This window comes from Terrimonas sp. (assembly GCF_003075435.1).
GTDB lineage: Bacteria > Bacteroidota > Bacteroidia > Chitinophagales > Chitinophagaceae > Agriterribacter.
In genome coordinates this window covers 101,034-115,381 of the sequence record NZ_QCZJ01000002.1, presented here as the reverse complement: position 1 = coordinate 115,381, position 14,348 = coordinate 101,034, and the positions used below count along the sequence as shown (strand labels likewise).

Here is a 14,348-nt window from a genome sequence, read left to right as displayed (position 1 = left end):
CTCCTTTATTTAGCTAATTTAGCAAATTCATTATTAGTCATGATAAAAATTGAATATCCTGAGTACAGGTACAAGATTGAACTAAGGGATAACAGGGAAATGATATTTGATATTGTGCGCAAACTTTGGGTTAATCTGACGCCTGAAGAATGGGTAAGACAAAATTTTTTGCAGTATCTTATACAGGTAAAACAATACCCTCCTTCGCTGATCAGTGTTGAAAAAGAAATTTACCTGGGCGAATTAAAAAAAAGATGTGATATAGTTATTTATAACAGGAACGGGGCACCATATATTATGGTTGAATGCAAAGCAATGGATGTGGAACTGAGCACCAAAACCATTGACCAGATATTGAGATACAACCTGTCAATACCGGTTAATCATCTTATTATAACCAATGGTTTGTATTGTTTTGCCTTTGAGCGGTCCAGTGAAAAATTTTCCGCATTAGGTAATATCCCCTCCTGGAAAGATTAACCGAATATCAATTGTTCATCCCTGTCCTCTACCCGTATTTCGCGTATAAACTGGATGTATCTTTCAGGTTCAACAGTACTATACACACCATAGGCATCTATCAGGTACCCGATTGTTTTGTCAGAAGTTTCTATAAGAAAAAGTATGGATTCGTCATCAGGATTTGAATCGCCTTCAAAACGATATGTTTTTATGATCGTAAGATCAGAGGGTTGAAAAAATACCTGTTCGTTGATGGTAAGCCCTTTGTCTGTCATTCTAAATTCATCTCCGTGCCCTCTTTCCTCCAGTGTATTGATCACCTCGCTTAAGGTTGTCATCTGTCTTTTTTCAGCCGCCATAATTAAGCATTTATAGTTGAATATAAATCTACATTAATTTTCAACTTGTTTCTGTGTTTCGTAATCCTTAATCTTATTATAAAGCGTTTTCCTGTCTATTTTAAGTATTTCGGCGGCTTTTGTCTTATTATAATTAACCTGCTTTAGTACGCGCAGTATTGTTTCATACTCTGCCTGCGAAGCTGCTTCTTTTAAATCCGGCGCTTTCAGCGGTGTATTGGAAAGCACTGTATGTTGCGGCCCAGCCTGTCTTTCGTAAATATCAGAAGGCTGAATAATTTCCTGCGGAAGAACAGAAGCGTTAATCAGGGGTGTGCTGGTAAGCAAGGCGGCTCTCCTGATCACATTCCTGAACTCTCTTAAATTACCGGGCCATGGGTATTTTTCAAACAGTTCCAATACTTCCGGTTCAAATCCTTCTATTTCTTTTCCTAATTCAGCGCATGCTTTTTTAAGAAAGAAATCTGCAAACGGGAGCACATCATCTCTCCTGTCTCTCAACGCCGGAATATGTATGGAAAATTCATTAAAGCGATGAAACAGGTCTTCTCTGAACCTTCCTTTACGGTAAGCTTCCTGCAGGTTTTCATTAGAAGCCACAATGATCCTTATATCGAGGCTCATTTCTTTTGTGCCTCCTACCCTTTTAAATTTACGCTCCTGTATAACCCGCAGCAGTGCGGCCTGCACATCTACAGGAAGATTGGCTACTTCATCAAGAAAAAGCGTTCCGCCATTGGCCATTTCAAAATGCCCCTCCTTATCACTAATGGCACCGGTAAAAGATCCTTTCATATGCCCGAAGAGCTCACTGCCTGCCAGCTCTTTAGACAATGTTCCGCAATCCAGTGCTATAAATGGTTTACCATTCCTGTTGCTGTACTGGTGTATTGTTTTACCAATTACCTCTTTACCTGTACCACTTTCTCCATACAAAATAACACTGTAGGGTGTAGGCGCTACCAGTTTTATTTGCTTATAAAGTTCTTTTGTTGAGGGATCTTTGCCTACAAGGTATTCATCATCAGGTTTTGTAATGCCTGTTTTTACTCTTGCAAAAGAATTACTCCCCGCAGCAGCAGCGGCATTGCGTTCACTTGCCTGTTCCTGGGATCTTTTTATCACATTTAAAACCTCATCAGGGATCAGAGGCTTCGTTATATAATCAAAAGCACCCTGTTTAATAATATCCACCGCTGTTTTAATATCAGAATAACCGGTAATGATAATTACTGTGGCGGCAGGTTTTACAGATTTTATTTCACGAAGCACATCATATCCTTCCTTATCACCCAAACGAAAATCACACAATACGATATCATGAAGATTTTCTTTAAACTTTGCTATGCCTGAATTTCCATTATACGCAGTATCTGTTTCAAACCCCTTTCTCTGCAGAAACCGGCTCAGCAAAGTGCACATATCCATATCATCGTCTATAATTAATATTCTTTCAGCCATTGGAGTATATTTAGGTATTAAGCAATAATTATTTTAAACAAAAGTAAAATTCAATTTAATACATCAGCACTATTTAAAGAGCCACCTGAAAAAGGTGGCTCTTTATTAACAGACCGTCCATGTATAATAAGTTGAAATAAGCAGATGTTGATTTTATTCATTAATAATCAATACATATATAAAATCCTGCCATTAAATTTTCTCCTCCGGATATGCTTTTATTCAATAATACTGTAGACACAAGTAAACATAATGAGGAATTATTTACCCATATTTTTTACACCGGCATATCAAGCCTCATTGCTCAACTTGTGGAACATATTGCTCAATATTATCATGTACCCGTTTCGCAAATATTGGCATTTTGAATGTTAAAGCCTTATCTGCACAGCATTTGCACTTTCTAATAATTATTGGCAGAGTATTTTAACCTATAACGCTAAACTCATCAATCATCCTTTTAAAATTTTTACTTATGGGTAATTTGTTATACGTTATAGCCGTGATATTAGTAATTGCATGGGCTATAGGATTTCTGGGATATCATGCCGGCGGTATTATTCATATTCTTCTTGTAATAGCTGTAATTGCTATTCTGCTGCGTGTAATAAGAGGCGCCGCTTAATAAGCACTTTTGTAACCAACTAAAAATTATTATTATGGAAAGCTGGAAGTTAAAGCTCAAAGGAAACTGGAACGAGGTAAAAGGCAAGGTTAAAAAAGCCTATGCAGATCTTACGGAAGATGATCTTTTGTATGAAGAAGGAAAAGACGATGAACTGCTGGGCAGGATACAAAAGAAGATTGGTAAAACCAAGGAAGAAGTAAAAAGCTGGATCGAAAGTTTATAGATCCTGAGCGCAAACTGAAAATTAAAAAGGTTATCGATATACATGAGCGATAACCTTTTTTAATGCTATATTTAAATACAATCCCTGTATGCTGCCAATTCGAAATAAAATTAAAAAAGCTACCTCAACGCCCCGGGGAAAAATTATTTTCAGCATTGTTATTCTTTTAACAGGCGGTGCAATTACGCTTGCCATTATATACTGGAATGCCATAAAAAAAACTTTTATACGGAATAAAGTGAGTTCTGCGGTTCAGGATAAAAGTGACAGGCTGTACAGCATTCATTATGATGATATGGAATTGGATGAAGTAGCCGGATTTCTTTTTATTAAAAATCTATCGCTTGATTACGATACCGTAAAATACAAAGCACTTCAAAACAAAGATGTTCCGGGTACACTTTTACGATTCAACATTCCATCAATTGAAGTGGCGGGAGTGCAAACACCGCAGGCGCTGATAAGAAAAGAAATTATCGGGCGTAAGGTTGAGATAAAAGAACCCGTAATTGACATTATATATACGCGTCGCGGGAACGATGCTGCCAAAGCAATGCCAACCGAAGAAGTATATCGCCAGATACTCGGCAACCTTAATTTAATTAAGATAGATACCTTTTTGGTTACCGGCGCTACAATAATAACAAGGGATATGAAAACCGGTGAGCAACAACTGCTGCTGATGGATACATATCTTGAGCTGCGCAATGTAGCCATTGACAGCATCTCCAACAGGGATACATCACGCATGCTCTTTTCAAAACAACTGTTGCTTGGTTGCGCTAAATTATCATGGACATCAAAAGACAAACTCTATCGTTACTCTCTTGATAGTATAACATTAAACTCCGGTAAAAACCAGGCATCTGCCCGAAGCTTTAAAATCATTCCCCGGCTTGATGAAATCAAATTCGCACAACGGAAAGTATTCCAGGCAGACAGGTACGATATTACCTTAAACGATATTACTGTTGAAAACCTTGATTTCCTCTCTTTGTTCAAAGAAAAGATTTATGCGGAAAGCATCAGTATACATCGCTCAAGCATAAAAATATACCGGGATATGACGCGTAAACCGGATGGCAAAAGCAGGTTAGGCACTTACCCGCAGCAAAGAATTGCGCAAATTCCTATCCCGGTTTCTATTGAAAAGCTGGCTTTGAAGAACAGCTATGTGGAATACAAAGAGAAAGGCAGAATAATGCAAAAAATTGGAAAAGTAATTTTTGCAGATCTGAATGGGGCTTTTTTTAATATCACCAATGAAAAAGCAAATAAACAAAAGACATTAACCGCGCATATCAATGCAAATTTCCTGCACCGGTACCCGGTAAAAACTACCTGGAGCTTTTACCTGAATAATAAAAAAGGTAGATTCGATGTGTCCGGTAAATTGGGTTCACTTGACGCAACCGGGCTTAACCAACTGCTGGAGCCGCTGGGCGGCGTTAAAATAAACAAGGGCAGGATCAACCAGCTTTCCTTTGATCTTAAAGCCGATAACTATAGTATGAAAGGACCTGTAAAGTTCTTGTATAATGATTTAAAAGTGTCTGTCCTAAAGAAAGATGAAGAGACAAAAGAGCTGAAAAAAAACAAGCTGGTAAGTATGGGCGCCAATATGCTGATATATGATGATAATCCCCCGAAAAACAAACCCTTACGTATAGGCGAAGCTGATTTTGAAAGAGATACTACAAGATCAATGTTTCATATGTGCTGGAAAACCCTGATGGATGGTGTCAAATCTTCTGCAGTAAAGAATTAATAGGCTTGAAACATTAAGGCATTAAGAAAATTAAGAGTATAAAACTTAACTACCCTTAACTGTTTAAAATTTTCTCCCCGGAGTTATATTGAAAATTTATCAGCAACGCCGTTAATTTTATATCTTCAATGCTTAAAATTATTTTTCTTCTTAAAATACATATATAATGCGATCAATGAGCTTTGCCCTTGGTTTTCTGTTTCTTTTATCCTTTCATGCCAAAGCGCAAAAAAAATCGTGGAACAACTTATTTGATGGTAAAACCCTTAACGGCTGGAAACAGATGGGTGGTAAGGCTAAGTATGAAATTGAAAAAGGAGCAATTGCGGGCATAACCGTGCCATCAACCCCTAATAGTTTTTTGGTAACCGAAAAAGAATATGAAGATTTTATTTTGGAATTGGATGTGTTGATACCTGACACAACTACTAACTCTGGTATACAATTCAGAAGTCATTTTAACCCTGAAGCCAATAACGGACAGGGACGGGTATATGGTTTCCAATACGAGCTTGATGGTTCGTCAAGAGCATGGACAGGCGGCATTTATGATGAAGGGAGAAGAGGATGGCTGTATCCTTTGGATCTTAATCCTGCTGCAAAAAAAGCGTACAGACGTGGTGTATTCAATCATGTTAAAATTGAATGCAGGGGTAATACTATTAAAACATGGGTAAATGGCATTCCTGCATCTTACCTTGTTGATACTGCTGACACAAAAGGATTTATCGCCCTGCAGGTTCATTCTATTGGCAATGATGAGAAAAAAGCAGGAAAGAAAATTTACTGGAAAAACATCCGTATTACAGAGAATTTTAAGGATAGCCCTTTTCCTGCTGGTGTATATGTATTGAATTATTCACCCAATGTATTAACGGAATCAGAAAAGCAAAACGGTTGGAAACTTTTATTTAACGGAGTTAATGCCGAGGGATGGAAAGGAGCGTATAAACCCGGCTTCCCGGAGAAAGGCTGGAAGATTGAGAATGGCATCATTACAGTGCTGTCTTCACAGGGACAGGAATCAACCAACGGTGGGGATATTGTTACGGTTGATCAATTCAGCGCTTTTGATCTTTCCTTTGATTTTAAACTTACAACCGGCGCTAACAGCGGTGTAAAATATTTTGTAACGCTTTCTGAAAATAATACCGGCTCAGCCATTGGCTTGGAGTACCAGGTGCTGGATGATAAGGTTCATCCCGATGCTAAAAAAGGAGTGGATGGTAATCGCACGCTTGCTTCGTTATATGATCTTATAACTGCGAAAAAGCCCGGCAATGCATTACATGCTATTGGCGAATGGAACAAAGGAAGAATTATAGTATACCCTGATAATCGTGTTGAGCACTATCTCAACGGGCAAAAAGTATTGGAATATGTAAGAGGATCGGAAGCTTACCGGACTTTGGTAGCGGCAAGCAAATACCAGAAATGGCCCAACTTTGGCGAGGCTGAACAGGGACATTTATTATTGCAGGATCACGGTGATGAAGTGAGCTTCAGAAGTATTAAGATAAAAGAGTTGAAATAATTGGATGATGGTACATATCAGGAAGATATCCTTTGTTTCATCGCCTCGTACATAATTATACCTGCGGCTACAGAAACATTAAAGGAGTCAAAATTACCGGCAATGGGAATAGTAAATTTCTGATCAGCAGATTTACTTAAAAAGTGCTGCACCCCTTTTTCTTCATTACCCATAATAACGCAGCAAGGTTGCGTAAAATCAGTGTCAAATACTTTTTGAACTGAGTTCATCTCAGCGGTAAATACGCTTATGCCATTTAAATGAAGTGTATCAACTGCATGTGCAAGACTATTGACTCTTGATATATAGATATGCTCCAGGGCGCCGGCAGAAGATTTCATGGTTTCTTCATTCAATGCGCCAACTCCTTTATCAGGAATAATTATCCCGTGAGCGCCGCAGCACACCGCCGTTCTGGCTATAGCGCCAATATTCCTCACATCGGTTACGCCATCTAACATAATAAACAAAGGCGCTTCTCCTTTGCCCACAGCAAAATCAATAACCTGTTGCAGGTCTGTATACGAAATAAGTGCTGCAATGGCAACAATACCCTGGTGGTTGGCTTTGGTAAAACCGTTAAGCTTTTCAACCGGCACCATCTGAATGGGAACATTATTTGTCCTTGCCAATTGCTTTATCTCCTGCACATTCTCACCGGTAATATGCTTGAACATAAAAATCTTGTCGATAGCACGCCCGCTCTGCAGCGCTTCTATCAATGGTTGCCGCCCTATTATTAGTGAAGATTTTTTCAAATGCTATATCAGTTTTTTGTCGAGAAGATAATTCAATTTTAAAATTGCAGCCACAGAAATCGCATCGGTTATTTCACCATTAATGACCATTTCAAAAGCATGTGCAAAAGGTATTTTTTTTATGATAAGCTGCTCTGTTTCTTCCGGCTGCGGCGCATGCTGAGATAATGTTCTTGCCACATATACTATCGCCTTTTCATCAGTAACAGAATTTGACAGATGCATCTCTAATATTTTATCCCATCGTTCCGCTTTCAAACCGGTTTCTTCCAGCAATTCCCGCCGGGCTGATGATAAAGGATCTACATGCAGTTCACCACCACCTTCAGGAATTTCCCAACTGTACTTATTTATGGGAAAACGGTATTGTCCTACAAGCCATGTATTACAGGCTTCGTCTAATGGTATAATACCGATAGCCCCGTTTTTAAAAAACACCTTACCGTATATACCTTTTCCTCCTGATGGATTAATTACAGTATATTCTTTCAAACCAATCCATGGATTATCATAGATATTATGTTCATCCAGAACCTTCCAGGGATTGTTTTGTTCTTCCATATTGCAAAAATAATCCCGCAGGCTTTAGCTGCGGGATTATTAAAATAAATTTTTCAAAATTACTTTAAACCAAATGCTTTCTTCACTTCTTTCACTTTGTCAAGCTTCTCCCAGGTAAATAATTCAACTTTTACCTTTTTTGTTTTGCCGTCTGGCGAAATGAATGTTTTTGTTACTGTTTCAGGCTTACGACCCATATGCCCGTAAGCGGCTGTTTCGCTATAAATAGGATTGCGGAGCTTCAAACGCTTTTCAATAAAGTAAGGGCGCATATCAAATATTTCTTCCACAATCTTCCCTATTTCTCCATCTGTTAAAGCAACATTTGATGTGCCGAAAGTTTTTACATTAATACTTGTTGGTTTTGCAACACCAATAGCATAAGACACCTGTACCAATACTTCTTTAGCAACACCTGCAGCTACAAGGTTTTTAGCAATATGCCTTGTTGCATAAGCTGCGGATCGATCAACTTTTGAAGGATCTTTACCACTGAAAGCGCCGCCGCCATGGGCACCTTTACCACCATATGTATCAACAATAATTTTTCTTCCTGTTAAGCCGGTATCGCCATGCGGACCACCAATCACAAACTTTCCGGTAGGGTTAATGTGATATTTAATATCCTTGTTAAACAGTTTCGCGTATTTCTTATACTTTTCTTTTACGCGGGGAATAAGAATATTGATGATATCCTTTTTTATTTTCTCCAGCATTTTAGCCTCGGTATCAAAATCATCATGCTGCGTAGATACAACTATCGCATCTATTCTTACCGGTTTATTATTATCGTCGTATTCAAGTGTTACCTGGCTTTTAGCATCAGGCCTTAAATATTTTATTTGTTTGTTCTCTCTTCTCAGTGCTGATAATTCAATCAATATTTTATGCGCCAGGTCCAAAGCCAATGGCATATAGTCATTGGTTTCATCAGTGGCATAACCAAACATCATTCCCTGGTCGCCTGCACCCTGTTCTTCTTTATTCTTTCTGTCAACACCCTGGTTAATATCAGCAGATTGCTCGTGAATGGCAGACAGCACACCACAGGAATGTGCTTCAAACATATACTCACTTTTAGTATACCCTATTTTCCTGATCACTCCACGGGCAATTTCCTGAACATCGAGATATGCCCTGGATTTTACTTCGCCTGCTAATACAACCTGTCCGGTGGTTACCAGTGTTTCACAGGCAACTTTACTGTTAGGATCAAAAGCAAGAAAGTTATCGATAATAGCATCAGATATCTGGTCGGCCACTTTATCCGGATGCCCTTCAGATACACTTTCGGAAGTAAACAAATAAGGCATATTGAAAATAAATTTAAAAGGTTAATGTTAAACAGCTTATGTATCAGCTGCCTTAAAATTGCGCAAAGATAATGGTAGACTTCTTAAATTTTGGAATAAATTATCCGCAGCACCATTTTGTGGGTAGCGTTGGAACCACCGCCAACAACAGCCCTGCCTTTCGCGATCTTTGAATTGATGAGAAAGCCGGTTTGAACATCATCAATAATACCTCCCGCCTCCCTTGGATAAACATAATACGCTACGGCAGTTCTTGGTGCATATAAGCGAAACGGATAATTTGTTGTTTGCTTCGTAGCTATTTCCTGTACATGCCTGGTTATATTGAAAAAGTAACGGTTATCTTTTAAATAACCGCCAAAGGTTTGATAATCATATCCTGATGTTGACGAATAAATAAAATCGCTGCCAACGGTGAGAAACCTGTTATTAGCACTGTCAATCATATCTAAAAAAAGATAATCAGGACTTGAATAAATAAGATTATCCGGAGGTGAATCTGCAGGCTCAAATGATAGTTCTGCCCGGTGAACAATGCGGTTAGACATACCTGTGAGGCCGGGTATACGTAATATGGCATATGAACCCGGGGTGGATTGAATATACACTTTTTCTGCATCTGTTACACCTGTGGTTGTAGAAAGGTTTGCGTAATCGCCTGAAGGTGTTCTCTTTACCAGATTAGCAGCACGGGCTCTTATAGTGCTTGATGCATATAAAATAAAATCTGTTGAAACGGTATCAACAACGCCGTTTTTGTATCTCCTGTAATAAAAAGTAAGCTTTGTATTTTCACTTCCCAGATCAAAATAGGCCAGCGCGGTTTTTGCCGGAGATGATGCATCCACTTTTAAAGCAAGCCCGTTGAAAACCTCCTGGAACGCTGAATCTCTGTTAGAAGCTGTAGGATAAACTGTAGTATCATATGCGGCAAAACGTAAACCCAAAGCCGGATCAAGTTTAATACGCATCTGGTTTTCAATAACCGTAGTATCACCCTTTACAACAATGGTTTTAGGATCATCGAGCGTGAGAAAATTAACGATACTATTCCCTAATTCAGTTCCTGTTGTATTAAACTCAGGGTGCTGTATCAAATATCCAAGGGTATCTTTAAATGAGGTATCTGCTATTTCATACACGTTTATTCTCTGGACGGCATTACTATCCGCATACAAACCTGCATAAGCTAAACCAAGCACAACAGAATCCATTCCAACTATACTATCAATGGACGTAAATGGATTGGCTGCCGCCGAAGCTGGCACAACTGATAAATAAATCTGTGCTTCTGTCTTCCCAAACTCCGGATCATTTTCAATAATTCCCAAAACATGATTACTAAAAGGGTTTAGCCTCGATGAATCATTGAACAAATAATTATCCGTATATACCCGCAGGGTGGTATCAAAAGTATTAACGTTATCAACAAGTGGTAAAAGATCAGTGCCGATATCGGTAGGGTTAATTTTAGTGCAACCTGTATAAATAAATCCAGACAGAAGAACTCCTGTCGCTAACAGCAGAAATTTCGACTTCACGTATGTAGTTTAATAGAGCGTTATAATGTATCTATAGCATTAATTACGATAACGGCAATCCGTTCACATAATTAATTACTTCTGTGCAAGGTCGTTATACAATTGTAAATAGTCTGTTAAATCTGAATCTTCTTTAAAAGGCAGTACTTTCTTACCTTTTACTTTCCCAAATTCTTCCAGCAATTTCTTTTCAATTTTTGCTGCGCCAAAAGTTATGGCATCAGCAAATGTCGCTCCGCCCCTGAACATGGCAGTATTGTTATTTTCTTTAAAAGGTTCAAGCTCCTTTTCTTTGATGGATGCATGTATAGCAGCCTTCTTCACAAAATCAGTACCTATTTTTTCCTTAAAAGTGTTTTGTCCTATAGTGAAAATCACTTTGCTGTTACTGAAAACCGGTTCTTTCTTATAAGCGGTTTTCAAATACATAGGGATTAAACCTGTCATCCAGCCGCTGCAATGAATAATATCAGGAGGCCAGCCAAATTTCTTTACAGTTTCCAAAGCACCTTTGCAGTAAAATATAGTGCGTAACCAGTTATCAGAAAACCATTTGTCATTCTCATCTGTAAAAACAAATTTTCTTTTAAAAAGATCTTCGTTTTCGAGAAAATAAATCTGTAACCTGGCATTGGGTAAAGATGCTACCTTAATTTGCAGGGGAAAATCTTCATTGTCTACAGTTACATTTATGCCGGAAAGCCGAACCACTTCATGCAATCTATGTCTTCTTTCATTAATTATACCAAAGCGGGGCATGATGCAACGAACTTCAAATCCACTATCATTTGATTTTATCGCCAGCTTATTTACTATTTCGCAGAACTCTGTAAGTTCAAGGTAGGGAGACATTTCGTTAGCAATAAATAGAATTCGTTTCTTTGTAGACATTTTCCGTTTTTTGTTAAGTTAATATTAAGGAAATGTATAAGGTGCGCAAAGGTACGATTTTTTAGCTAACCTCTGCTCTACCATACTTATTACACTCTTTTGATAACCATTATGTTTATTTTTAAAGAATCCTGCGATCTCCAGAAATACTTAAAAACACAGGCGAAACAAGGCTTTTCTATAGGGTTTGTACCTACAATGGGCGCCTTGCACGAAGGCCATATATCTTTAATTAAAGCGGCAAAAAGGGATGGAGGTATTACTGTAGCCAGCATATTTGTTAACCCAACGCAGTTCAATGATCCTGACGATTTTAAGCTTTACCCCAGAACAATAGAAAAAGATATCTATATGCTGGAGAAAGCTGGTTGCGATGTGCTCTACCTGCCCGATGTGAAAGACCTGTACCCGGATGGCTTACCTGCCAATGAACAATACGACCTCGGTTACCTTGAAACGGTTTTAGACGGAAAATATCGCCCCGGTCATTTCCAGGGTGTATGCCAGGTAGTAAACAGGCTGATGAACGCTGTAAAACCCGGTAAACTTTACCTGGGACAAAAAGATTACCAGCAGTGCATGGTTATTAAAAAGCTGTTGTCAATAACCGGTTCAAAAGCGGAGATTGTTATTTGCCCGACATTGAGAGAGCAGGATGGACTGGCCATGAGCAGCAGGAATATGCGATTGACAAAAGAACAGCTGATAAATGCAACAGGTATATATAAAGCACTGATATATTTAAAAAATAATATAAGAAATAATACAGGGGCAGTGCTGAAAAAAAATGCAGGCGACATACTGGCTGATCATAACCTTGTGCCCGATTATATTGAAATTGCCGATGCAGACACCCTTGAGCTTTTGAATACTGTACAAAATGAAAACCAGGTAGTAGCGTTAATAGCTGCCTATATGGGTGAAGTAAGGTTGATTGATAATATGATTATACCACTTAATTTTGTGCCTTATGGAAATTGAAATACTTAAGTCAAAGATTCACAGAGCAGTTATAACTGAAGCAAACCTGAATTATGTAGGCAGCCTTACCTTAGATGAAGACCTGATGGATGCTGCTAATCTTATAGAGAATGAAAAAATTCAGATCGTAAATGTAAATAATGGTTCACGTATTGAAACATACCTGATAAAAGGAAGAAGAGGATCAGGCGTTTGTTGCCTTAACGGACCTGCCGCACGGCAGGGAGCTGTTGGCGATACGGTTATTATTATTTCTTATGCCACAATGGATTTTGAAGAAGCCAAAAGTTTCAAACCACGCATTATATTCCCTAAGGATAATAACCGGATATAAAATGCCCGGCGCGCAAATATGACAAGAAAAAAGCTGCTCAATGTACTCCAGTATATTTTCTTTTTGGGGCTTGGGGTATTTTTATTGTGGTTAAGTGCACGCAACCTCTCAGCTGAAAACAAGCAACAACTGGTCAGTTCTCTGAAAGGCGCCAGTTACCTGCTTGTAATACTGCCTATGTTGATATTGCTGCTGGCACACTATACACGGGCATTAAGGTGGAAGATACTTATCCAGCCGCTTGGCTATTCTCCCTCTTCAATAAACACTTTTTTTGCAACAATGCTTGGGTATTTTTTTAATATGATGGTACCCAGGCTCGGGGAGGTAATGAAATGCACTATGCTGGCCAGGTATGAAAAAATTCCGGCAGACAAACTGATAGGCACAATGGTAACAGAACGGATAGTGGATGCCTTGTGTCTTTTGGTTGTATTTGCAATAACGATCATTACCCAATTTGATATTATAAGTGGTTATGCTTCCGCAAAACTCTCTGTAATATTATATGATGCCGAAGGCAATTTAAAGCTGTTCAAAATTGCATTGATCCTCCTGGTTTCAGGCACGCTGGTTTTACTGTTTGCCTGGATATTAAAAAGAAATGCTTCATCTCCGGCTGTAAAAAAAATATCATCTGTTCTCAAAGGCATTTGGGCCGGCATAATAAGCATAGCGCATCTTAAAAACAAATGGCTTTTCATTGCCCAGTCTGTTTTGATATGGGTACTATATATATTAAGTGTAAAAGCCGGGTTTTACACTATGCAGGAGGTTAAGCATCTTGATATCGGCGCATGCTTTTCTATTATAAGTTTAGGAAGTGTGGCCATGATAGCAACACCCGGCGGAATAGGCGCTTACCAGTATTTTGTCCAGGAACTTTTACCATTATATGGAATAGCAAAAGGACCTGCCTTAGGTTTTGGCTGGATATTATGGCTGGCGCAAACCGGCATCGCTATATTCGGAGGATTAATATGCTTAATTTTGCTGCCATTAGTAAACCGGAATAAACATGAAATATCCCGAGCTGATAAAAAATAAAATATTAACGCCGGACGCAGCAAAGCACCAGGCAAAGCGATGGAATCTGCTCAATAAAAAAATCGTTTTCACCAACGGTTGCTTTGATATACTTCACCAGGGGCATATCGCCATACTCTCACAGGCTGCAGAATCAGGAGATGTTTTGGTAGTGGGAGTAAACTCGGATGCTTCTGTAAAAAGATTAAAAGGTGAAGATCGCCCGGTTAATGATGAGTCCTTCCGGGCATTGATGCTCGCGTCACTTGTTATTGTAGACGCAGTAGTTTTATTTGAAGAAGATACACCGCTTAACCTCATCAACCTTTTGGAGCCCGATGTGCTGCTGAAAGGAGGAGACTATACCATAGACCAGATTGTTGGTGCGGAAGAAGTCATTAAAAACGGTGGCGAAGTAAAAATTGTTCCTTTTGTAAACGGCTATTCTACTACTGCTCTTATAAAAAAAATACAGCAATTATAATACTATAGAAAACTTAACATTGAG

Annotated in this window: 16 protein-coding genes; 9 read left to right on the top strand and 7 right to left on the bottom strand. The window is 38.7% G+C overall.

Going from position 1 to position 14,348, the window contains the following annotated elements:
- Positions 1 to 39: 39 nt before the first annotated feature.
- A complete protein-coding gene (locus DC498_RS03140; protein WP_116872679.1) occupies positions 40 to 480 on the top strand; it encodes a type I restriction enzyme HsdR N-terminal domain-containing protein in 441 nt (146 codons plus the stop codon).
- Here the strand turns inward: DC498_RS03140 and DC498_RS03135 are convergent.
- Together DC498_RS03135 and DC498_RS03130 are read right to left on the bottom strand one after the other, a co-directional pair.
- Complete coding sequence (locus DC498_RS03135; protein WP_116872678.1) at positions 477 to 821, bottom strand: hypothetical protein; 345 nt, start codon at positions 819 to 821, stop codon at positions 477 to 479. The two genes, DC498_RS03140 and DC498_RS03135, sit on opposite strands and share 4 nt — an antisense overlap.
- A gap of 33 nt (positions 822 to 854) precedes the next feature.
- Complete coding sequence (locus DC498_RS03130; RefSeq protein WP_116872677.1) at positions 855 to 2,282, bottom strand: sigma-54-dependent transcriptional regulator; 1,428 nt, start codon at positions 2,280 to 2,282, stop codon at positions 855 to 857.
- Between the two features lie 475 nt (positions 2,283 to 2,757).
- Here DC498_RS03130 and DC498_RS03125 point away from each other — a divergent pair, with 475 nt between their 5' ends.
- From DC498_RS03125 to DC498_RS03110, 4 genes are all read left to right on the top strand, one after another.
- Complete coding sequence (locus DC498_RS03125; protein ID WP_116872676.1) at positions 2,758 to 2,907, top strand: lmo0937 family membrane protein; 150 nt, start codon at positions 2,758 to 2,760, stop codon at positions 2,905 to 2,907.
- Between the two features lie 34 nt (positions 2,908 to 2,941).
- Positions 2,942 to 3,133 (top strand): CsbD family protein, encoded by a 192-nt coding sequence (locus DC498_RS03120; protein WP_116872675.1) that lies wholly within the window; start codon positions 2,942 to 2,944, stop codon positions 3,131 to 3,133.
- Positions 3,134 to 3,221: 88 nt separating this feature from the next.
- A complete protein-coding gene (locus DC498_RS03115; RefSeq protein ID WP_116872674.1) occupies positions 3,222 to 4,901 on the top strand; it encodes a hypothetical protein in 1,680 nt (559 codons plus the stop codon).
- A 175-nt stretch (positions 4,902 to 5,076) separates the two neighbouring features.
- On the top strand, positions 5,077 to 6,435 hold the full coding sequence (locus DC498_RS03110; RefSeq protein WP_116872673.1) for a 3-keto-disaccharide hydrolase: 1,359 nt from the start codon (positions 5,077 to 5,079) through the stop codon (positions 6,433 to 6,435).
- A 17-nt stretch (positions 6,436 to 6,452) separates the two neighbouring features.
- Here the strand turns inward: DC498_RS03110 and rlmB are convergent, their stop codons facing one another.
- The 5 genes from rlmB to DC498_RS03085 form a co-directional block, all read right to left on the bottom strand.
- The gene (gene rlmB, locus DC498_RS03105; protein ID WP_116872672.1) at positions 6,453 to 7,193 is read right to left on the bottom strand and encodes a 23S rRNA (guanosine(2251)-2'-O)-methyltransferase RlmB; all 741 of its coding nucleotides are present in this window, start codon (positions 7,191 to 7,193) and stop codon (positions 6,453 to 6,455) included.
- A gap of 3 nt (positions 7,194 to 7,196) precedes the next feature.
- Positions 7,197 to 7,754, bottom strand: a complete 558-nt coding sequence (locus DC498_RS03100) for an NUDIX domain-containing protein (protein WP_116872671.1) — start codon at positions 7,752 to 7,754, stop codon at positions 7,197 to 7,199.
- A 59-nt stretch (positions 7,755 to 7,813) separates the two neighbouring features.
- Positions 7,814 to 9,067 carry a methionine adenosyltransferase gene (gene metK, locus DC498_RS03095; protein ID WP_116872670.1) on the bottom strand — a complete coding sequence of 418 codons (1,254 nt, stop codon included), beginning with the start codon at positions 9,065 to 9,067 and terminating at the stop codon, positions 7,814 to 7,816.
- Positions 9,068 to 9,150: 83 nt separating this feature from the next.
- On the bottom strand, positions 9,151 to 10,608 hold the full coding sequence (locus DC498_RS03090; RefSeq protein ID WP_116872669.1) for a DUF4270 family protein: 1,458 nt from the start codon (positions 10,606 to 10,608) through the stop codon (positions 9,151 to 9,153).
- A gap of 75 nt (positions 10,609 to 10,683) precedes the next feature.
- Positions 10,684 to 11,499, bottom strand: coding sequence for a glycogen/starch synthase (locus DC498_RS03085; RefSeq protein ID WP_116872668.1), 816 nt, complete (start codon positions 11,497 to 11,499; stop codon positions 10,684 to 10,686).
- A gap of 111 nt (positions 11,500 to 11,610) precedes the next feature.
- Here DC498_RS03085 and panC point away from each other — a divergent pair, with 111 nt between their 5' ends.
- The 4 genes from panC to rfaE2 are packed head-to-tail and all read left to right on the top strand — an operon-like array spanning position 11,611 to position 14,324.
- Positions 11,611 to 12,480, top strand: coding sequence for a pantoate--beta-alanine ligase (gene panC, locus DC498_RS03080; RefSeq protein WP_116872667.1), 870 nt, complete (start codon positions 11,611 to 11,613; stop codon positions 12,478 to 12,480).
- Complete coding sequence (panD, locus tag DC498_RS03075; RefSeq protein ID WP_116872666.1) at positions 12,470 to 12,814, top strand: aspartate 1-decarboxylase; 345 nt, start codon at positions 12,470 to 12,472, stop codon at positions 12,812 to 12,814. The genes panC and panD overlap by 11 nt, the downstream gene beginning before the upstream one ends.
- A gap of 18 nt (positions 12,815 to 12,832) precedes the next feature.
- Positions 12,833 to 13,861 carry a lysylphosphatidylglycerol synthase transmembrane domain-containing protein gene (locus DC498_RS03070; protein WP_116872665.1) on the top strand — a complete coding sequence of 343 codons (1,029 nt, stop codon included), beginning with the start codon at positions 12,833 to 12,835 and terminating at the stop codon, positions 13,859 to 13,861.
- Positions 13,833 to 14,324 (top strand): D-glycero-beta-D-manno-heptose 1-phosphate adenylyltransferase, encoded by a 492-nt coding sequence (gene rfaE2, locus DC498_RS03065; RefSeq protein ID WP_116872664.1) that lies wholly within the window; start codon positions 13,833 to 13,835, stop codon positions 14,322 to 14,324. The genes DC498_RS03070 and rfaE2 overlap by 29 nt, the downstream gene beginning before the upstream one ends.
- Positions 14,325 to 14,348: the final 24 nt, after the last annotated feature.